This is a genomic window from Halococcus hamelinensis 100A6 (genome assembly GCF_000336675.1).
GTDB classification, from domain to species: domain Archaea; phylum Halobacteriota; class Halobacteria; order Halobacteriales; family Halococcaceae; genus Halococcus; species Halococcus hamelinensis.
Window position 1 is genome coordinate 59,850 of sequence record NZ_AOMB01000015.1, and the last position, 18,182, is coordinate 78,031.

Genomic DNA, 18,182 nt, shown 5'->3' on the forward strand with positions numbered 1-18,182 from the left:
CTTTCGCTGTCGGATAGCCCTTCCCAGTCTCATCGCCAAGTGCACTCTAGCTGTTGTAACAAACGAGATACGACCTCGACGCGACGAAACCTCGGCTACGAAACTTCGAAGACACGCAACGTATCGCGTTTCGTACGTTCCGAGAAGCGCTGGTCCAGCCCGAGGTCGGTGAATATCCCCTTCCAGTTCCGGTAGTAGAGCGGGAAGTCGTCGTTGACGTAGTTCACGTCGCCGTGGTCCTCCGAGTCGCCGCCCTCGTTCTCGACGGTAACGAGCAGGTCCGCCGCGACGCGGGCCACCTCTTCGAAGACTCCGCTATTCTCCGGCGGGACGTGCTGGAGGGTCTCCACCGAGTAGACAACGTCGAAGGCGTCGTCGGGAAAATCGGGGAGGACATCCTCGATCGCGCCGGTGTGGAACGTGCCCGTCGCGGCCAGCTCGGGATACCGGTCGGCCATCGCCGCGAAGGACTCGTCGTTGATGTCGATGCCCGCCAGATCCGAAAAGCCCGCCTCCTGGAGGTGGGCGAGGTGTCGACCGGCGCTACAGCCGAGTTCGAGGATCGCAGCGTCCGCGGGGACGGCGGCCGTACAGACCTCGGCGAGGCGTTCGCTCGTCGCGTTGGCTCCCAGATGTGCGTAGTAGGCGGGTGAGAACTCCCCGGAACGTCCGGCCCAGCAACGGTGGTTCTCGGCCGGGTCCATACCCACCCTTCGGCGAGGGTGGTTAAATACTCGTCAGGATCGAACGGCGTCGGTGGTCGAAATCTACCAGAACTTCAGGTTGTCCTTCACGGCCTCGCGCTTCAACTCCTGGATGTGCTCGGTGAGTGGGATGTCCTTCGGGCAGACATCGGTACACGAGAACTGGGTCTGACACCGCCAGACGCCGTGTTCCTGTTCGAGGATGTTGAGGCGGTGTTCCTTCAGGTCGTCCTCCTCGCGTTCGTCCATCGCGAACCGGTAGGCCTTGTTGATCGCCGCCGGGCCGAGGTACTTGTTGTCGCCCGCCGCGATGTTACACGAGGACTGGCACGCGCCACACCAGATACACCGTGTGCTCATCTTGATCTTCTCGCGGTTCTCGCGGCTCTGGAGCTGTTCCTCGCCGTCGGGGGTCTCGCCCTGGAAGTAGGGTTCGACCGCGTGCATCTGGTCGTAGAAGTGCTCCATGTCGACCACGAGGTCCTTCTCGACGTCCTGGTGGGGCAGGGGTTCGACCCGTACGGTCTCGGCGTCGAGGTCCGCGACCTGGGTCTGGCAGCCGAGACGCTGTGAACCGTTGATGAACAGCGCGTCGGAGCCACAGACCGCCTGCCGACAGGAGTGCCGGAAGGTCAGCGTCGAGTCGTAGTGGTCGCGGGCGTAGATCAGGGCGTCGAGCACCGTCATGCCCTGCTTGAGCGGTACCCGGAACTCGTCGAACCGGGGTTTCGTCTTGCCCTCGACCTCGGGGTCGTAGCGGTAGACGACGAGGCTGACGTGCTCGCTTCCCTCGTCGGCCGTCGACTCCGCGCGCGCCTCGCGCTCCTCGGCGTCGACCCGCTTGCGTTCGAGTCGGCGTTCCTGCGGGGAGTCGCCCTGTTCGCCCTCGGCGTCCGATTGCTGTATCTGTGTACTCATTGGTTGTGTCGGTTAGCTCATTCCCGTCATCGCGAGCGCGAGCCGAACGCCCTGGACTATCAGCGCTGCGCTGGCGACCACCAGCACGCCGGCGACGACCTTCTTCTGGGTCCCGTCGAGGCCCTGGTTCACGAGCGCGTTGTAGACCCCGTTGACACCGTGGAAGGTCGCGGTGATCAGAAACAGGATCATCGTCGCGAAGTAGCCCACCTGGCTCATCCGGAGGCTCGACCCCGCGAGGGTGATCTCGTAGGCGTGGTTCACGAAGTGGAGGAGCATGAAGTGGAAGGCGAGCACGACGATCAGGAACGCCGCCGTGACCCGCTGGAGGAACCACCGCCAGCCCCGTCGGTCGAACGAGGAGTACTGTTCGGCCATCTAGAAGGCCCCCGAGAGGAAGGTCGGGACGCTAGCTACGGCGATGATCCCGGTGAGGACCAGCGACGCGTAGAAGCTCTTGTCCTGGGATTCGAGTCCGACCCCCAGGTCGACGAACAGTAGTCGAATGCCGTTCAGGATGTGGAAGGCGGCCACCGCGAGCAGGCCGACCTCGAGGATGCGAACCAACAACAGCCCTTCGAGACTCTGGAGGGTCGTGTTGTAGGCGTTCGCCCCCGACATCGCCGTGCTCAGAACCGAGATGTGGACGAAGAGATAGCCGATCAGCACCCAGCCCGTAAACTTATGAAAAACCCAGGCCCACATCCCGGCGGAGAACTCCCGCCACCGGCCGAAGTCCTCCACGAGGCCCCGCTTGTACGACTGACTCATGCGTTCGGACTCTCGTACCCGCCGGGTTTAGTCGTTACGTACCCGGACAGGCGTTCCGTCGGCGACGACGTTCGCAACCACTATACCCGACTCGACTGTAACTCACCCAATGGACTGGACCGAGACGTACCGTCCGTCGACCCTCTCCGAGGTCCGGGGCAACAACAAGGCCCGCGACGCCCTCCGCGAGTGGGCCGAGACCTGGGAGGACCACCGCGAAGCCGTCATCCTCCACGGCGCGCCCGGCGTCGGCAAGACCAGCGCGGCCCACGCGCTCGCGAACGACATGAGCTGGCCCACGATCGAACTCAACGCCTCGAATCAACGGACGAAAGCCATCATCGAGCGGGTCGCGGGCGAGGCCGCCAAATCCGGTACCCTCTCGGGCGGCAGCGCGGGTCGGCGGCTCGTCGTCATGGACGAGGCCGACAACCTACACGGGAACGTCGACCGCGGCGGCTCGCGCGCGATCACGAGCCTCGTGAAGGAAGCGGGCCAGCCGATGGTGCTGATCGCCAACGAGTTCTACGAGATGTCGAACGCCCTCCGGAACGCCTGTGAGACCATCGAGTTCCGCGACGTCTCGGCGCGCTCGATCCGCCCCGTGCTCCGGGACATCTGCCGTCAGGAAGGCGTCGAGTACGAGGACGACGCCCTCGAAGCCATCGCCGAACACAACAGCGGCGACCTCCGAGGGGCGGTCAACGACCTCCAGGCGCTCGCCGAGTCCACCGAGAAGCTCACCGCCGACGACGTCGTGACCAGCGACCGCGACCGCACCACGGGGATCTTCGACTTCCTCGACGCGCTGATCAAGGAAGAGGACGCCGAGGGCGCACTCCGGATGTCCTACGACGTCGACGAGACCCCCGACGACCTCATCAACTGGATCGAGGACAACGTCCCGAAGGATTTCCATGGCGCGGAACTCGCCGACGCCTACGACAACCTCGCGAACGCCGACCGCTGGCTCGGCCGCGTGCGCGCGACCCAGAACTACTCCTACTGGCGATACGCGGGCGACGCCATGACCGCGGGCGTGGCCGCCTCGCGCCGCGAACCGAAGGGCGGCTGGACGCGCTACGGCCCGCCGAGCTACTGGTCGAAGCTCGGGCGCTCGCGCGGCACGCGCGACACGCGCGACTACATCGCCCAGCGGATCGCCGAGACCGCTGGCGTGAGCATGGCGAGCGCGCGCCGCGAGGTCATGCCCTACCTCGCGACGATGACCCACCACTGCACCAACCGCGAACTGACCGTGGCGATGACGGCGCGCTACGACCTGGAGGCGAAACACGTCTCGTTCATCACCGGCAGCGGCGAGAGCACCAACAAGGTCCAGTCCGTCGTCGAGGACGCGGCCCGGCTCCGCGAGGAGGCCGCCGTCGAGGGTTCACAGGGCGCGTTCGAGGGCGCGACCAGGACGGACGACGACCCGCTCGCCGACGACGAGCCGGACGACGGTGACGAACCGGCCGAAGCCGACGAGCCGGAAGACGAGGCAGCCGAGGAGGCCGCGGCGGACGACTCCCAGTCCGGCCTCGCGGATTTCTACTGAGCCGCCACCTGCGAGCTTTTCCCCCACCCACACGAGGTCCGGCCATGCGCGCCGCAGTCCTCACTGAGTACGGCGAACCGCTCGATGTCCGTGAGATCGAGGAACCGGACCCCGCGAGCCACGGCGTCGTCGTCGACGTCGACGCCTGCGGGGTCTGCCGGAGCGACTGGCACGCCTGGCACGGCCACGGCGAGTGGGCCGACGACCGGGTCCCGCTGGGGCAGGTCCTCGGCCACGAACCAGCGGGCGAAATCGTCGCGGTCGGCGACGAGGTCACGGCGCGCGCGCTCGGCGAGCGGGTCGCGGTACCGTTCAGCCTCGGCTGTGGCTCCTGTCCCACCTGCCGCAACGGTCACGGCAACGTCTGTGCGGACGACCGCGCGCTCGGGTTCGAGGCGAGTACCCCGGGGGCGTTCGCCGAGCGGGTCCACGTCCCGAACGCCGAGTACAACGTCACGCCGCTTCCCGACGGCGTTTCACCGGTGGCGATGGCCGCGCTCGGCTGTCGGTACGTCACGGCCTACAACGCGCTCGCGCGCCGGGCCGACCTGGAGGCCGGCGAGTGGCTCGCGGTCGTGGGCTGTGGCGGGGTCGGCCTCTCGGCGGTCCAGCTCGGCGCGGCGATGGGCGCGCGGGTGCTCGCGGTGGATCTCGACGGGGCCGCGCTCGACCTCGCTGCGGACCTCGGCGCGCGGGCGACGGTCGACGCGACCGACGATCCAGCGAGAGCGATCCGCGACCTGACGGACGGCGGCGCGCACGTCGCGCTCGACGCGCTCGGGAGCGCCGAGACCTTCCGCACGACCATCGAGTGCCTCCGGCGGCGCGGCCGGCACGTCCAGGTCGGGCTCACGGGCGACGACGAACGCGGCGAGGCCGCGCTGCCCGTCGACGAACTCGTGCGCAACGAGATCGATCTCCTCGGAGCCCGTGGCCTCTCGCCGACGCGCTACGGCGACCTGTTCGACTTGCTCGCGGGCGGGGCGATCGACCCCGGCGAACTCGTCACCCGAGAGGTGAGCTTAGAGGACGTTTCGGACCGACTGGCGGCGATGGACGACTACGGCGTCACGGGGGTCGAGGTCGTCACCGAGTTCTAGAGGATCTTCGAGAGGAACTGCTGGGCGCGGTCGGTGTCGGGGTCGGCGAAGAAGCGCTCTGGCTCGGCGGTCTCGACGATCCGGCCCTCGGACATCAACACCACGCGGTCCCCGACCTCGCGCGCGAACCCCATCTGGTGGGTCACCACCAGCATCGTCATCCCCTCCTCGGCGAGTTCGCCCATCACGTCGAGCACCTCGCCAACGAGTTCGGGGTCGAGCGCGCTCGTCACCTCGTCGAACAACATGACGTCGGGCTCCATCGCGAGCGCGCGGGCGATGGCGACGCGCTGTTGCTGGCCGCCCGAGAGCTGGCCCGGATACGAGTCGGTCTGGTCCGAGAGCCCCACGCTGGCGAGGAGTTCCTCGGCGCGCTCGCGGGCGTCGTTCTTCGAGATCCCCTTCACCTTCCGCGGGCCGAGGGTGACGTTTTCGAGCGCGGTCTTGTGGGGAAAGAGGTTGAAGCTCTGGAAAACCATCCCGATACGCTGGCGGAGGCGGTTGATGTCGGCGTCCGGGGCCGAGATCGCCTCGCCTTCGAGCCGGATCTCGCCCGACTGGATCGCCTCCAGTCTGTTCGCACACCGGAGGAGCGTCGACTTCCCGCTGCCGCTCGGGCCGATCACCACGCATACCTCCCGGTCTTCGACGTCGAGGTCGACGTCCCGCAGGACGTGGGCGTCGCCGAAGTACTTGTTCACGCCGTCGAACTCCAGGATCGGCGTCGATGAGGGGCTCACGAGTTCCCTCCGGCGGGGTCGGCACGGCGTTCGAGATAACTCACGATCCGGCCGAGGGGGATCGTGATCATGAGGTAGGCGACCGCGACGATCACGATCGGCGTCCATGGGTCGAAGGTGTTGCTGTTGACGTTCCGGAAGGCGCTGATGAGTTCGGGGACCGCGAGCACGGTGAGTAGGGAAGTATCCTTCACGAGGATCACTTGGTCGTTACCGATGGCGGCGAGCGCGTTGCGCCAGGCCTGCGGCAGGACCACCTCGCGCATCGACTGGATGTACGAGAGCCCGAGCGACCGCGCCGCCTCCATCTGTCCGCCGGGCACCGACTCGATCCCGCCGCGGATCGCCTCGCCGATGTAGGCTGCGTGGTTCAGCGTCAGCCCGATGATCGCGGCCGGAACCGAGAAGTCGGAGAAGGGGAACTGGCCGGCCGGCCAGAGCGTCGGCACCCCGAAGTAGATCACGAACAGCTGGAAGAGCAGGGGTGTGCCGCGGAAGAACTCGATGTACCCCCGCGCGACGTTCCGCGTGAAGCCGGTCCGGGAGACCCGCCCGAGCCCGACGAAGACCCCGGCGACCACCGACAGCACCGAGCTGATGACGACGATCTTGAGCACCGTGATGAAGGCGTCGGTGAACTGCGGGTAGACCACCTCGATCAGGAGTCCGGGGTCGACCTGAAAGACGACGATGTAGCCGATGAACACCGCGATCAGGAGCGTGAACAGCCCCGTGACCGCCATGCCGACCCACTTCAGCGTCGTGTCGTTGAGTACCCGATTCTCGGGGGTTCCGCGTGTCGTGTTGGTTTGCGTGTCGGCCATTGCGGGGAGTTACCGGGAGGCGGTGATAGGTGTCGGTGGTTCAGCCGTCGAAGTACTCGTTGTAGATCTCGTCGTAGGTGCCGTCGTCGCGGATGGTCGAGAGCGCCTCGTTCACCCGCTTTCGGAGGTCGTCGTCGTTCTGCCGGAACGCGATGCCGTACTCCTCGACGGTGAGGGTGAGGTACGACGGCGCGTTCTTGCCCTGGTTTGCGGCCTCGCCGTCGCCCTCGACGAACCGGACCGCGTCGGAGTTCTCGTTGACGAACCCGGCGTTGACGGTGTTGTCGTTGATGACCGCGGCGACCTGGTTGTTCATCAGCGCGCTGAAGGCGTCGGGGATCTGGTCGTAGCTCTCGATCGAGAGGTCGCCGTCGAACTCCTCTTTCAGCCCCGCGGCGGCGTCGGCCCCGGTGGTGCCCTTCTGGACGCCGACGGTCTGCCCCTTGAGGTCGGCTTTCCCCGAGATATCGCTGTTCTGGAGGGTGATGATCGTCTGGTAGGCCGTGAAGTAGGGGTCCGAGAAGTCCACCTTCTCCGCACGGTCGTCGTTGATCGTCATCGCGCTCATGATCACCCGGAAGTTGTTGTTGTTGAGCGACGGGATGATGCTGTCGAACGAGGTGGCCTGGAACTGCGGGGTCATCCCCAGCTGCTCGCCGAACACCGCCTTCGCGATGTCGACGTCGAACCCGACGAGCTCGTCCTCGTTCGTCCGGTACTCGAACGGCTTGTAGGGGATGTCGGAGCCGATGGAGATGCTTTGCTGGTTGTTCGACCCGCCGCTGGCGTTCCCGCTCGCCGTCCCGCCGGATCCGTTCCCCGTCGTGCCGCTTCCGCTTCCACCGCCGCCGCTGCCGTTCTCGCTGCTGTTGTTCCCGCCGCTTCCACCCGTACAGCCCGCGAGCGAGAGCGCCGCGACCCCCGCGCCGGTCGCCTTCAGATAGCCGCGCCGCGTCGCCGAGCGATCCTTTGCCATACCCCGTCTGGGGAGATGACGCTTTTCACTCTTTCGTCACGAACCGCCCTCCGGCTGGGTTCCTCGTGTTCCCCGTCGGAAGAACGGACGAACTCGCATCGATGCGCCGGTCTTTCCGGATGATCGGTCGGTTGTGACCGCGGACCCGATCCGCGTCGTGGCTCGACCACGCGAGGCGTCGCTCGGCGGTCGGGCGTTGATAGTGTGTCGATGAAAAGCGGAGGTGTCTACGCGACCGTATAGCCCTTCTCGCGAAGGAACTCCTCGATCCGGCCGGTGTGGTTGCCCTGGAGTTCGATGGCGTCGTCCTCGATGGTGCCGCCACAGGCGAACTTGGATTTCAGGTCCGAGGACAGACTCGACATGTCGACGTCCTGTGGGTCGAACCCTTCGACTATCGTTACCTCCTTTCCGTATCTGCGCTCGTCGATGCGGATGGTGATCTGCTGGGACTCTCGCGCCACGTCTTCGCAGACGCAGAGTTCCTGAGGCAGGCCGCACGTCGAGCAGACTTCCGACATTACACTGGGAAATATGAAGTCATCGTATTAAATACTGTCGGGACCTCGCTCGCGTCGATTTCGGCGGAATCGACCCACCACCGGGGTGCGCTCGGCCACGAGCTGGTCGACCAGCCCGGCGGCCTCGTCGGCGTCGGTCCGGCTCACCTCGCCGGCGTAGTGGGCGCGCTCGAAGATCTCGCCGACCCGCTCGACCCGTTCGTCGCTGCTCACGACCGCGAGGTACTCCCGCGGGGTCTCGCCCGCCCGTCGTGGTCGGTGGTCGCGCGCGAGGAGGTATTCGAGCCGGTCGAACGACCGCTCGACCGCCGCGGCCGGCGACCCGCTCGGGTGGACCCGGAGCCAGAGCTCGCGGTAGAGCCGTTCGAGCACGCCGGTTCGGTGGGCGGCGGCGGCCAGTCCGACGAGCACGACCAGCGTGAAGAGGAGCTCCCGCGGCGACGGCGAGGGGAGCTGCAGGTCGAAGCTCGCCGCCCCGTCACTCGAACCGGCCGCACCGCCGGCGGTCGTCGTGGCGTTCGTCGCGTTCGCCCCGTCCTGGTTCGCGGCCCGCTGGAGCTGGTCGTCGAGCCCGGCGGGGGCGTCGGCGGTCGCGTTCGAGTCGTTCACGGTGGTCGTCTCCGTCGCCGTCGCCCCGACCGGCGTGGGCGTCGGCGTCGGCGTCCACTCGCCGGCCTCGGAGCCGTCGGCGTCGACGTTCGAGCCGTTCCCCGCGCGGGCGTCCTCGAGGTTCGACTGCTCGACGGCGCTTCGCGGCGCGGCCGGCGTCGGGTCGAACCTGACCCACCCGGTCTCGGGGAAGTAGACCTCGACCCAGGCGTGGCTGTCGTAGCCACGGACCACCCACTCGTCCTCGGCGACCTGCTGGCCCTCGGCGTAGCCCGTCACGAACCGCGCCGGGATGTCCTGACTCCGGAGCATCGTCACCATCGTGGTGGCGAAGTAGGTACAGTAGCCCGCGTCCATCTCGAAGAGGAACGCGTCCGCGATGTTGCCGTCGGGCCGGTCGACGTCGAGCGAGTAGTTCTTGCTTGTCTCCAGCCAGCGCTCGACCGTCCGGGCGGTGTCGTAGGGGTTGTCGGCGTTCGCGGTGACGCGGTCCGTCCGGGTCGCGACCCGGTCGGGCGTGCTCTCGGGGAGCTGGGTGTACTGGCTCGCGACCGCCTCCGGGTAGGCCGTCCCGGCCGCCCGGAGCTGGGCGGGCGTCGCGTTCGGGCGCTGGCTCTCGACCGCGTAGGTCGTGCCGTTCCCGAGTTCGCCGTCGGGCTGGAGCCCGCCGAGCGCCGTCACGCTGGCGTTGTCGGCGACGCTGCCCGAGAGCTCGGTCGGTTTCCACGCCGCGGGCAACACGCCGAGCTCGGACCGGAACTCGTAGGTCTGGTCGACCTCGGTGGCGTCGCCCGGCGGGCCCGCGAGCGAGCCGGCGTAGGGCTCGCTGCTTCCGGTTCTGACCCATCCCTGTCCGGTGTAGCGGTCGTAGCCCGCGACGCGCCAGTAGTCCTCCCGGTCGCTCTCGACGGTGAAGCGGACCTTCGGCGAGAGGGTGATCGCGCCCTGGACGTTCACCTCGTCGCCCGCCGAGAGCAGCCCGCCCTCGATGGTCGACGCCCCGCTCCCGTCGCCGGCCCCGGAGGTGACGAGCGGCTGGGACGCCCCGCCGGGGACCACGCTCAGGAACGGCGCGACCACGACCATCGCCGCGAGCACCACCACGAGCGTCTCGGCCTGTCGCGCGCTCCCGCCGTTGCGGTCGAGTTCGCCGAAGCCGACCACGCCCGCCGCGCCGGCGGTCCCCGCGAGCACCGCCACGATGCCCGCGTCGCCGGTCAGGACGAAGAAGCCGAGCGCCGCGCTCCCCACGACCGCCGCGCTCACGTAGTGCCGCCGGAGCGAGAGATACCAGACGAGGAACGTCGGCGTGGGCGCGAAGCCGACCGCCCACGTCCCGGCCGCCATGATCCGGAGCACCGAGAGCCCGGTCAACAGCGCGAGGACGTCGGTCTTCACCGCGTCGAGCGATTGGAGCAAGAGCGCGCCGTTCGGCACCGCCTGGATGTAGCTCCAGGTCCCGACCCCGAACAGCGCCGCCGCGAGCACGACCGCGCCGGCCGTCGGCAGGAAGCGGGCGAGCACCGTCGCCGCCACCAGACTCCCGGCGACGAACAGCCAGAGCGTGTCGGTGCCGCCGGCGACGTCGGTGACGGCCGTGAGCACTCGGAGAACGGACCCGATGAGGAGGAGGGTCGATGCGAGCGCGAGTGCGCGGCGCGAGCGCGGCCCGAACCCGACCGACAGCCGCCGACCCGAGCGCTCGTCGTTTCGACTTTCGAGCGTGCTCACGAGACCACCCCGGTGTCGGCCGTGGGTTCGATCCTGGGGCCGGCGAGGTCGCTGAAGGCTATCTCGCGGTTCTCGACGGTCACGCGCGTGCCGCCGGCGTCGGCGACCACCCGGACGTCGGCGTCGCGCTCGACCCGTCCCGGCCCGGCTCTGGCGAGCGCGGCGAGGACGCGGTCGCGCTGGGACTCGCCGCCGTCGCGTTCGACCTCGACGCCGGGGAGCGCGAGGCCGACCGCGAGCCCCGCGTCGAGCAGCGCGGTGACGACGCTCGCGGTCGCCGCCGCCATCTCGTCGTCGTAGCCCGCGACCGCCTCGGCGGCGACCGTCAGCCCTGTGACGTCGCTCGCGGTGTCGAACTCCATCACCACGAGCTCGTCGCGTTTGGCGCTCGACGCCCAGTGGATGTCACGCAGGCTGTCGCCCGGGACGTACTCCCGGAGTTCGTCGAACTCGTCGCGCTGGTCGACGGGGTCGGGCGCGCCGAGCGCGCCGCCGGCCCCCGCGACCTCGAAGAGCGGTGGATACACCAGAAGGGGCGTTCGTTTCGGGTAGTCGTACGTCGTCGTCCAGAGCCCGAGGACGTCCGTCACTTTCAGCGTCGCCGGGCCGAGCCGCCGTTCGCCGCGGGAGCCGAGCCGAACGTCGTACTCGACGGTGGCCGGCAGCCCGCGCTTCGCGCTCGAAAACGAGGTTTCGAGCCCGTCGCCGACGGTCTCGGTGACCCGCGCCGACAGCGCGTCGCCCCCCTCGATGGTGAGCTCGACGGGTCGAATCTCGTCCGGAAACCCGGGTGCGGGTCGGCTCCGACGAAGCGTCGGGCGGTCGGCGAGAACCAGCTGTACCGCCCCCGCGACGAGCGCGACCAGCGCCGGCACCACCACCGCGTTGAGCGAGCGCGCGCCGAAGCGGACCGCGAGCCAGACCGCGAGGCCGCACAGCCCCGCCACCGTGACCGCCCGGCGGGTGGGTCTCATTCGACGCGAACCGTCGAGAGCGCCGTCCGGACGATCTCCCGCCCGGTCTCGTCGGTGCTGGAGACCGGTCGGATCCGGTGGGCGAGCGTGACCTCGGCCTCGTGCTGGACGTCGTCGGGCGTGACGTATCCCTGGCCGTCGAGCGCCGCCCGGGCCTGGCTGGCGCGCAACAGCGCCAGCGACCCGCGGGGGCTCACCCCGAGCTGAGCGTGCTCGCGGGTGTAGTTCGCCAGCCGCGTGACGTACTGTCTGATGGGGGCCTCGACGGTGATCTCGGCGACCGTGGCGCGCGCGCCGCGGAGCTGGTCGAGGCTGGCGACGGGGTCGAGGGTCTCGATCGGGTGGGTGCCGGCGACCCGCCCGAGCATCGCGGCCTCGGCGTCGGGCGAGGGGTAGCCGAGCCGGAGGCGTTTCGTGAACCGGTCGACCTCGGCGATCGGGAGTTCGTAGGTCCGGTTCCGTTCGACGGAGTTCTGCGTGGCGATCACGGTGAAGGGCTCCTCGAGGCGGTGAGTGGTGCCGTCGACCGTGACCTGGGTCTCCTCCATCACTTCGAGGAGCGCGCTCTGTGTCTTGGGTGGGGCGCGGTTGATCTCGTCGGCGAGCACGACGTTCGCGAACACCGGACCGGGTCGGAACTCGAACTCCCGGGACTGCTGGTTGAAGACGTTGACCCCGGTGACGTCGGCGGGCAGGAGGTCGGGCGTGAACTGGACCCGGGAGAAGGAGGACTCGAACGAGCGGGCGACCGCGCGTGCGAGCATCGTCTTGCCGACCCCGGGGACGTCCTCCAGCAGGACGTGCCCGCGCGCGAGCATCGTGGTCACGATGTGTTCGATCGCGTCGTGGCTCCCGACGATCACGTCCTCGACGTTCCCGATCACGGTCCGGGCGAGGTCGCCGACCTCCTCGACCGAGAGCTGGCGGGTCGGTTCGGCGCGGGCGGTTCGCGGGTGGCCGGTATCGGTGTCGATGTTCGCGTCCGTCATGGATTGAGAGGGCGGGCCGAGGACGGGCGTTCGCGCCGACCCATTGACACGTTCGTGGGGTTGAGCGCTTGTAACGTTACTGTTTCCGTGTGTCGCTGCCGCATGGAGGGCTATAGAGCGCTCCCGAGTCGGCGTCGAGGGCGACCGCACTGTGGGACCCCCACGACCGGCCGATCGATTCCAGAAGGTCGATATAGCCGGTTTCCCTACCGTCGCGGGATGGCCCTCTCCGACGAGGCGACCGAACGCCTCGCAGACGTGGTTGCCCTCCAACCCACGAAGAACGGCGAACTCGAAGAGCGCTGGGGGATGGACGGCGGCAGCGAGGTCCACCAGTACCTCGAAGCCGAACTCAAGGAGTACTACTACCGCGACGAGAACAGCCTGATCCGCGCGACCGCCGACGCCGCCGAACTCGTCGGGGCCGAACCCGACGACGGCCCGCGAACCGTTCGCGTGCCCGAACTCGAAGTCTCGGTGTTCGACGTCGTCGCCGACCAGGACGACGATCCCGAGAGCGTGGTCTCGGTGCTCCACAAGCTCCGCGAGACCCACGACATCGACCCCGCACCCGACGACGTTCGCTCCGCGCTCCGGGGCCTCGCACGCCGCGGCGTGGTCGAGGTGGTTCAACGGACCGTCCCGGTCTTCCGGCTCGCGGTCGAGCGCGATTCGGTGGTCGTCGAGCCGATCGACGAGGACTAATCGAGGTCGGGTCGGCTGCGCTCGCGCTGGTCGGCGAGCAGCCGTTTGATGGCCTTTCCGGGCCCGCCCTCGATCGGCCAGCCCCGCGAGCGCCACGTCGGGGGCTCGGGTTCGAACGACCCGCACGACCACGCACATTCGGTCGCGCTCTGGTGGTGGCCCTTCGCCGCACACCACGGCAGGAGGGTTCGACCGTCCTCACGAAGCTCGAAGTGTCGGCAGTCGGGTCGCATCGTGTCGGCGTAGGCCCGCCAGCCGCGCTCGTAGGCTCGTTCTGCGATCCCGAGGCGTTTCTCGGTCTTCCACTCCCGGCTCGCGTACTCGAACTCGGCGGCGTTCTCGCCCGTCGCGCGCTCGATGATCCGGGTTCCAGGCTCGTGGGCCGCGAGGGTTCGCGGGTGCCAGGCGACCTCGGCGTTCGTTCCGCCCTCCTCATCGGTATCGACCACCAGTACGCCCGCTTCGACCGGGAAGTCCTCCAGCAGCACGGGTTCGATGACCTCGTCGGTGCGAGCGGTGGCGACCCAGACCTCGTCACAGAGCCCGAGCGCGACGTCGCGTTCGATCTGACCGGCGAGCGCGCGGGCGGCGCTCGCGGTGAGGTCGGGCTTGTTCTCGATCGCGACCACTCGCTCGACCCAGTCGGGGTAGGCCCACTTCTGGCGGAGTTCGATCCGGTTGTTCCGGCGGCGGGTGTCGACGGCTCCACGACCGGCCGCGCGGTGGACCGCCTCCCGAACGTACCGCCAGGGGTAGTCGGGCTCGGGCAGGGCGTCGCGGTACCACGTCCACTCGGTCGGCGCGTTGCGAACCACTCCTAGCAGGTCGCCATCGAGCCGCTTCGTGCCGAACCGCGCCCGCTCGGCGAGCTTCCGGGTGTTCGCCTCCACGACCACCGTGTCCCACCGCCGGTACTTCGTCCCGAGCTGGCGGGCGACGATGGCGGTGGTGTCGGACGGCAGCGTCCCCTCGGGCGGCCAGTTGCGCTCGGCCCAGGCACACACCCCGAGTTCGAAGACGAACTCGCTGTCGACGTTCACGTTCCGTGTCCCCCTTCGACCGGCTAATCGGTTCGGTTTTCGGGGTGGTCCCACCCGACGACTCTACCCCGTTCGCGGATCGATACGGCTCGTGCGGCGGGGGCCCGATTCGGAAACGCGGTGAACCGACCGTCGGTCGTCACCGGTCCCGCTCACGACGACCGTGCCGGAACCCGGTCGGTTTAGTATCGACTGCCCGAGCGTTCGGTCATGCAGGCCGACGAGATCCACCCCCAGGCGAAGGCGGCGGTCGAACGACAGGACCGATTCTCGCTCCCGCACAGCCGCCGTGCGACGCCGGCCCTCCGCTTCGTCTCGCGCGTGACGATGCGGATCCGGAACCGGCACAACCCGCACGTCGGGACGGTGACGGACCTCACGATCCCCGGTCCCGCGGGCGACCTCGACGCCCGCCTCTACCGACCGGACGGGGACGGCCCGCACCCCACGGTCGTCTTCTTCCACGGCGGCGGGTTCGTCTTCGGCGACATCGCCACCCACGACTGGCTCTGCCGGCACTTGGTTCGCGAGAGCGGCTGTGCCGTCCTCTCGGTGGACTACCGGCTCGCGCCCGAACACCCCTTCCCGGCGGCGGTCGAGGACGCCTACGCCGCGACCGAGTGGGCCGCCGCGAACCCCGAGGCGCTCGACGCCACCGGCGAACTCGCGGTGGCGGGCGATTCGGCCGGCGGGAACCTCGCCGCCGTCGTCGCCCTCCTCGCCGCCGACCGCGACGGGCCGGCCATCGACCATCAGGCCCTCCTCTACCCCGGCGTCGGGTTCGACGACGAGCATCCCTCGATGCAGGACCACGCCGGCATCGTGCTCTCCGAGGCGGACATGGAATGGTTCAACGAGTGCTACTTCGTGAACGACATCCACATGCGAAACCCCTACGCCGACCCGATCAACGCCGCCGACCTGTCCGGGGTCGCGCCCGCGACGGTCGTCACCGCGGGCTTCGACCCGCTTCGGGACGGCGGGCGGGCCTACGCCGAGCGCCTCGTCCGTGACGGGGTCTCGACGCGCTACGAGAACTACGCGGACATGGTCCACGGCTTCATGACGATGCGCGAGGTCGACCGCGCTCGCGAGGCTATCGCCGCCGTCGCCGACGACCTCGCGGGCGCGCTCGTCGGGGACCGGGCCGTCGAGTGAGTCGCCGGCTCAGTAGCCCGCGTCGTTGAGGAAGTCGTGGGCTTCGACGAAGATGTCGCGCGGGCCGTCCTGGGTGATGGTGTTCACCGCCTGCTCGTAGTCGCGCCACTGGTGGTCGTGGTGTTCGTTCGAGAGTTCGGCGCTCGCCTCGTTCGACTCCGCGACGAACAGGTGGACGGTCTTGTGGATCGTGTCGCCGCCGGCCTGGAAGACGTAGTCGTACTCGCGCCGAAACCCATCGATCAATCTGAAATCCGCGATCCCGGATTCCTCCGTTACCTCTCGAATCGCCGTCTGCTGGAGTTCCTCGTCCCCCTCGACGCCGCCTTTGGGGAACTCCCAGTCCCCGGGACGGCTCTTCAGGAGGAGGTACTCGCGGCGGCCCCTCGTATCGCGAAAGAGGATAGCCCCCGCACTCGTCGCTTCGACTGCCATTACCCGATTTATTCGGGCCGGCTTTAATTGGGTGTTGTTTCAACTCCCACCTTTTGCTGTCGTTCGGAAGGCGCTCCGCGCCTTCCGTGATCGTCAAAAGAGCCTCCGGCTCTTTTGGACCTCGCGGAGCTTCGCTCCGCTCAGTGACGAAACGGCGAAGCCGTTTCGAACCACGTGCTCCGGAGTTCGGGCCTCGCCCTTCATCCACCAGGAGAGCACAGCTCCCCTGAGCCTCGGCTCACTGCCGTTCGCCGAGACACCAGGGACCGCACCGCAACCGCCACACCGCTCGGCGGCCGCACCGCAACCACCGCGGCCGCGACCGCCGTAGTCGGCGGCGTTTTCACACCCGACCCGCAATTCAGTCCATGATCTGCGTCGTCTCCGATACACACGGCACCGACGGCCATCGGCTCACCGGTCGAACCCTCGATGCCGTCCGCGAGGCGGACCTCACGCTTCACGCCGGGGATTTCACGACCGAAGCGGTGCTCGATGCCTTCGAAGACGAGGCCCGCGACCTCCGGGCCGTCCACGGCAACAACGCGACGCGCGGGGTCCGCGACCGCCTCCCCGCCGAGCGCGTCGTCGAACACGAGGGGGTTCGGATCGCGATGACCCACGGCGACCGCCACGACGAGACCGCGCTCTCCCTGTTCGGTCGCGAGGCCGACGCGGACCTCGTCGTCTTCGGCCACTCCCACGACCCCGAGTTCGTCGAAGCTGGCGAAATCGGACTCCTCAACCCCGGCAGCCACGCCGACCCACGCTGGTACCGACCGGGACACGCCGAACTCGACGTGGACGAGACCGGTATCGAGGGGCGGCTCCGCGAACCAGATGGCGAGGTCTTCGAGACGTTCCGGCTCGAACGGTAGCCCCGAAACGACTATACTCCACCGCCGGATACGCCACCCATGCCCTTCGGCATCAGTCCCGCACTGTTCGCGGTCATCATCGTGCTCCTCCTCGTGATCTTCGCGTTCTTCCTCCTCTTTCGCCGGACCGCGATGGCGTTCCGCGAGGGCGCGGAGCGCGGCCGCCGATAGCGACTACGCGACCGCCCGCCGCGACTACGCGACCGCCCGCCGCACGCCCGCGACGGCCTCCTCGATATCGTCCTCGTCGACGTCCCAGTGGGTACAGAACCGAACCCGGTAGTCCCCGAACGCCGACGCCCGCACCCCTTCCTCGGCGATGGCGTCGACGAACGCCTCGGCGGGCGATTCGGTCCCCGCGACCACGATGTTCGTATCCGGCTCGGCCGCGGTCACGCCCCCGATCCCGTCGAGGCCCGCCGCGAGGGTCTTCGCGTTCGCGTGGTCCGTCTCGAGCCGGTCGACGTTCGAGAGCGCCTCGATCCCCGGCGCGGCGATGATCCCCGCCTGACGCATCCCGCCGCCGAGCAGTTTCCGGTGGCGACGCGCGCGCTCGACGAACGCCGCGCTCCCGGCGAGCATCGACCCGACGGGCGCGCCGAGGCCCTTCGAGAGACAGAACAGCACCGAATCCACGCTTTCGAGCAGTCGCGGCGCGGGCGTATCGAGCGCGACGCTGGCGTTGAACACCCGCGCGCCGTCGACGTGCACGGGGACGTCGAGGTCGTGGGCGGCCTCGGCCGCGGCGTCGATCGCCTCGGCCGGGATCGCGACCCCGCCCTTGCTGTTGTGGGTGTTTTCGAGCGCGAGGAGCCCGGTGCCGGCCCGGTGGCCGTCGGTCGCGACGTGGCCCGCGTCGATGTCTTCAGGAGTGATGGTCCCACGGGGACCGCCGTCGATCGTCCGCGCCTGAAGCGCCGAGTGCTGGGCGAGGCCGGCGAGCTCCCACTTGTAGATGTGGCTCTCGCGTTCGCAGAGCACCTCCTGGCCGCGGTCGGTGTGGGTGCGCGCGGCGACCTGGTTGCCCATCGTCCCGGTCGGTACGTAGAGCGCCGCCTCCATGCCGACGGCCTCGGCGGCACGGGCTTCGAGTTCGTTGACGGTGGGGTCCTCACCGTAGACGTCGTCGCCCACCTCGGCGGTACGGGCGGCCTCGCGCATCGCGTCGCTCGGGCGGGTGACGGTGTCGCTCCGGAGGTCGATCATGGGTCGGCTACTGCCGTGACCGTCAAATACCCCTCGGAGGCCGATCGTGCGCGCGTCGACTCGGTGCACCGTCGCCCGAAACGGACGCCTATCGGTTGGTGTGCCGGGGCGAGTGGGCCTCGCGGACCTCGGCCCCGTCACGGAGTTTGTCCTCGCACCGGGGACAGACCCGGACGGTCTCCATCCCGGTCGGGGCGAACACGCGAACGTACTGTTCGGTCACGAACGACTCACAGTTCAGGCAGTTAGGCATTGGGAGTATCAGTAGGTGATATCGCCGCCGAAGAATAGTTCATACCGGACTGTGCAAGGCGTATTTGTACTCGGCGGCGAACGCCCTCCGGC

21 protein-coding genes are annotated in these 18,182 nt (G+C 68.7%); 6 read left to right on the forward strand and 15 right to left on the reverse strand.

Features of this window, described 5'->3' with window-relative positions; genetic code table 11:
• Positions 1 to 95: 95 nt before the first annotated feature.
• The 4 genes from C447_RS05890 to sdhC all read right to left on the reverse strand — a co-directional run bounded on the left by C447_RS05890 (position 96) and on the right by sdhC (position 2,393).
• The gene (locus C447_RS05890) at positions 96 to 704 is read right to left on the reverse strand and encodes a class I SAM-dependent methyltransferase (protein WP_007691822.1); all 609 of its coding nucleotides are present in this window, start codon (positions 702 to 704) and stop codon (positions 96 to 98) included.
• Positions 705 to 767: 63 nt separating this feature from the next.
• Positions 768 to 1,622, reverse strand: coding sequence for a succinate dehydrogenase/fumarate reductase iron-sulfur subunit (locus C447_RS05895; protein WP_007691824.1), 855 nt, complete (start codon positions 1,620 to 1,622; stop codon positions 768 to 770).
• A gap of 12 nt (positions 1,623 to 1,634) precedes the next feature.
• Positions 1,635 to 2,000, reverse strand: a complete 366-nt coding sequence (locus C447_RS05900) for a succinate dehydrogenase hydrophobic membrane anchor subunit (RefSeq protein WP_007691825.1) — start codon at positions 1,998 to 2,000, stop codon at positions 1,635 to 1,637.
• Entirely contained in the window at positions 2,001 to 2,393 is a 393-nt protein-coding gene (sdhC, locus tag C447_RS05905) for a succinate dehydrogenase, cytochrome b556 subunit (protein ID WP_007691829.1), read from the reverse strand.
• A 109-nt stretch (positions 2,394 to 2,502) separates the two neighbouring features.
• Here sdhC and C447_RS05910 point away from each other — a divergent pair, with 109 nt between their 5' ends.
• Positions 2,503 to 3,951 carry a replication factor C large subunit gene (locus C447_RS05910; RefSeq protein ID WP_007691831.1) on the forward strand — a complete coding sequence of 483 codons (1,449 nt, stop codon included), beginning with the start codon at positions 2,503 to 2,505 and terminating at the stop codon, positions 3,949 to 3,951.
• Between the two features lie 44 nt (positions 3,952 to 3,995).
• Positions 3,996 to 5,051 (forward strand): zinc-binding dehydrogenase, encoded by a 1,056-nt coding sequence (locus tag C447_RS05915; RefSeq protein ID WP_007691833.1) that lies wholly within the window; start codon positions 3,996 to 3,998, stop codon positions 5,049 to 5,051.
• On the opposite strand, the gene C447_RS05920 is transcribed toward C447_RS05915, so the two are convergent.
• The 7 genes from C447_RS05920 to C447_RS05950 form a co-directional block, all read right to left on the reverse strand.
• Positions 5,048 to 5,791: an amino acid ABC transporter ATP-binding protein gene (locus C447_RS05920; RefSeq protein ID WP_007691835.1), complete on the reverse strand. Its 744-nt coding sequence runs from the start codon at positions 5,789 to 5,791 to the stop codon at positions 5,048 to 5,050. The genes C447_RS05915 and C447_RS05920 overlap by 4 nt on opposite strands.
• Complete coding sequence (locus tag C447_RS05925; RefSeq protein WP_007691837.1) at positions 5,788 to 6,615, reverse strand: amino acid ABC transporter permease; 828 nt, start codon at positions 6,613 to 6,615, stop codon at positions 5,788 to 5,790. The genes C447_RS05920 and C447_RS05925 overlap by 4 nt, the downstream gene beginning before the upstream one ends.
• A gap of 40 nt (positions 6,616 to 6,655) precedes the next feature.
• On the reverse strand, positions 6,656 to 7,591 hold the full coding sequence (locus tag C447_RS05930) for a basic amino acid ABC transporter substrate-binding protein (protein ID WP_007691838.1): 936 nt from the start codon (positions 7,589 to 7,591) through the stop codon (positions 6,656 to 6,658).
• A gap of 227 nt (positions 7,592 to 7,818) precedes the next feature.
• Entirely contained in the window at positions 7,819 to 8,112 is a 294-nt protein-coding gene (gene yciH, locus C447_RS05935; protein WP_007691839.1) for a stress response translation initiation inhibitor YciH, read from the reverse strand.
• 27 nt (positions 8,113 to 8,139) lie between these two features.
• On the reverse strand, positions 8,140 to 10,452 hold the full coding sequence (locus tag C447_RS05940; RefSeq protein ID WP_007691840.1) for a transglutaminase TgpA family protein: 2,313 nt from the start codon (positions 10,450 to 10,452) through the stop codon (positions 8,140 to 8,142).
• Positions 10,449 to 11,426 carry a DUF58 domain-containing protein gene (locus C447_RS05945; RefSeq protein WP_007691842.1) on the reverse strand — a complete coding sequence of 326 codons (978 nt, stop codon included), beginning with the start codon at positions 11,424 to 11,426 and terminating at the stop codon, positions 10,449 to 10,451. Before C447_RS05945 ends, C447_RS05940 begins: the two co-directional genes overlap by 4 nt.
• Positions 11,423 to 12,415, reverse strand: a complete 993-nt coding sequence (locus C447_RS05950; RefSeq protein WP_007691844.1) for an AAA family ATPase — start codon at positions 12,413 to 12,415, stop codon at positions 11,423 to 11,425. The genes C447_RS05945 and C447_RS05950 overlap by 4 nt, the downstream gene beginning before the upstream one ends.
• Before the next feature lie 219 nt (positions 12,416 to 12,634).
• On the opposite strand from C447_RS05950, the gene C447_RS05955 reads away from it, so the two are divergent.
• A complete protein-coding gene (locus tag C447_RS05955; protein WP_007691846.1) occupies positions 12,635 to 13,120 on the forward strand; it encodes a DUF5797 family protein in 486 nt (161 codons plus the stop codon).
• Here the strand turns inward: C447_RS05955 and C447_RS05960 are convergent.
• The gene (locus C447_RS05960; protein WP_007691848.1) at positions 13,117 to 14,160 is read right to left on the reverse strand and encodes a DUF5787 family protein; all 1,044 of its coding nucleotides are present in this window, start codon (positions 14,158 to 14,160) and stop codon (positions 13,117 to 13,119) included. The two genes, C447_RS05955 and C447_RS05960, sit on opposite strands and share 4 nt — an antisense overlap.
• Positions 14,161 to 14,370: 210 nt before the next feature.
• On the opposite strand from C447_RS05960, the gene C447_RS05965 reads away from it, so the two are divergent.
• On the forward strand, positions 14,371 to 15,318 hold the full coding sequence (locus C447_RS05965) for an alpha/beta hydrolase (protein WP_007691849.1): 948 nt from the start codon (positions 14,371 to 14,373) through the stop codon (positions 15,316 to 15,318).
• Positions 15,319 to 15,327: 9 nt separating this feature from the next.
• On the opposite strand, the gene C447_RS05970 is transcribed toward C447_RS05965, so the two are convergent.
• Entirely contained in the window at positions 15,328 to 15,753 is a 426-nt protein-coding gene (locus C447_RS05970) for a bis(5'-nucleosyl)-tetraphosphatase (protein ID WP_007691851.1), read from the reverse strand.
• A 368-nt stretch (positions 15,754 to 16,121) separates the two neighbouring features.
• On the opposite strand from C447_RS05970, the gene C447_RS05975 reads away from it, so the two are divergent.
• Together C447_RS05975 and C447_RS18740 are read left to right on the forward strand one after the other, a co-directional pair.
• Complete coding sequence (locus C447_RS05975; RefSeq protein WP_007691853.1) at positions 16,122 to 16,631, forward strand: metallophosphoesterase; 510 nt, start codon at positions 16,122 to 16,124, stop codon at positions 16,629 to 16,631.
• 39 nt (positions 16,632 to 16,670) lie between these two features.
• Positions 16,671 to 16,802: a DUF7859 family protein gene (locus tag C447_RS18740; RefSeq protein ID WP_007691855.1), complete on the forward strand. Its 132-nt coding sequence runs from the start codon at positions 16,671 to 16,673 to the stop codon at positions 16,800 to 16,802.
• Positions 16,803 to 16,826: 24 nt separating this feature from the next.
• On the opposite strand, the gene C447_RS05980 is transcribed toward C447_RS18740, so the two are convergent.
• The gene (locus C447_RS05980) at positions 16,827 to 17,837 is read right to left on the reverse strand and encodes a threonine aldolase family protein (RefSeq protein ID WP_007691856.1); all 1,011 of its coding nucleotides are present in this window, start codon (positions 17,835 to 17,837) and stop codon (positions 16,827 to 16,829) included.
• Between the two features lie 88 nt (positions 17,838 to 17,925).
• Positions 17,926 to 18,090 carry a DUF7563 family protein gene (locus tag C447_RS18100; RefSeq protein WP_007691858.1) on the reverse strand — a complete coding sequence of 55 codons (165 nt, stop codon included), beginning with the start codon at positions 18,088 to 18,090 and terminating at the stop codon, positions 17,926 to 17,928.
• Positions 18,091 to 18,182 lie beyond the last annotated feature (92 nt).

Excerpts from the sequence above, each read along its gene's own strand:
- C447_RS05890 (WP_007691822.1), bottom strand. The coding sequence starts at position 704 with ATGGACCCGGCCGAGAACCACCGTTGCTGGGCCGGACGTTCCGGGGAG.
- C447_RS05895 (WP_007691824.1), bottom strand. The coding sequence starts at position 1,622 with ATGAGTACACAGATACAGCAATCGGACGCCGAGGGCGAACAGGGCGAC.
- C447_RS05900 (WP_007691825.1), bottom strand. The coding sequence starts at position 2,000 with ATGGCCGAACAGTACTCCTCGTTCGACCGACGGGGCTGGCGGTGGTTC.
- sdhC (WP_007691829.1), bottom strand. The coding sequence starts at position 2,393 with ATGAGTCAGTCGTACAAGCGGGGCCTCGTGGAGGACTTCGGCCGGTGG.
- C447_RS05910 (WP_007691831.1), top strand. The coding sequence starts at position 2,503 with ATGGACTGGACCGAGACGTACCGTCCGTCGACCCTCTCCGAGGTCCGG.
- C447_RS05915 (WP_007691833.1), top strand. The coding sequence starts at position 3,996 with ATGCGCGCCGCAGTCCTCACTGAGTACGGCGAACCGCTCGATGTCCGT.
- C447_RS05925 (WP_007691837.1), bottom strand. The coding sequence starts at position 6,615 with ATGGCCGACACGCAAACCAACACGACACGCGGAACCCCCGAGAATCGG.
- C447_RS05930 (WP_007691838.1), bottom strand. The coding sequence starts at position 7,591 with ATGGCAAAGGATCGCTCGGCGACGCGGCGCGGCTATCTGAAGGCGACC.
- yciH (WP_007691839.1), bottom strand. The coding sequence starts at position 8,112 with ATGTCGGAAGTCTGCTCGACGTGCGGCCTGCCTCAGGAACTCTGCGTC.
- C447_RS05945 (WP_007691842.1), bottom strand. The coding sequence starts at position 11,426 with ATGAGACCCACCCGCCGGGCGGTCACGGTGGCGGGGCTGTGCGGCCTC.
- C447_RS05950 (WP_007691844.1), bottom strand. The coding sequence starts at position 12,415 with ATGACGGACGCGAACATCGACACCGATACCGGCCACCCGCGAACCGCC.
- C447_RS05955 (WP_007691846.1), top strand. The coding sequence starts at position 12,635 with ATGGCCCTCTCCGACGAGGCGACCGAACGCCTCGCAGACGTGGTTGCC.
- C447_RS05965 (WP_007691849.1), top strand. The coding sequence starts at position 14,371 with ATGCAGGCCGACGAGATCCACCCCCAGGCGAAGGCGGCGGTCGAACGA.
- C447_RS05970 (WP_007691851.1), bottom strand. The coding sequence starts at position 15,753 with ATGGCAGTCGAAGCGACGAGTGCGGGGGCTATCCTCTTTCGCGATACG.
- C447_RS05975 (WP_007691853.1), top strand. The coding sequence starts at position 16,122 with ATGATCTGCGTCGTCTCCGATACACACGGCACCGACGGCCATCGGCTC.
- C447_RS18740 (WP_007691855.1), top strand. The coding sequence starts at position 16,671 with ATGCCCTTCGGCATCAGTCCCGCACTGTTCGCGGTCATCATCGTGCTC.
- C447_RS05980 (WP_007691856.1), bottom strand. The coding sequence starts at position 17,837 with ATGATCGACCTCCGGAGCGACACCGTCACCCGCCCGAGCGACGCGATG.
- C447_RS18100 (WP_007691858.1), bottom strand. The coding sequence starts at position 18,090 with ATGCCTAACTGCCTGAACTGTGAGTCGTTCGTGACCGAACAGTACGTT.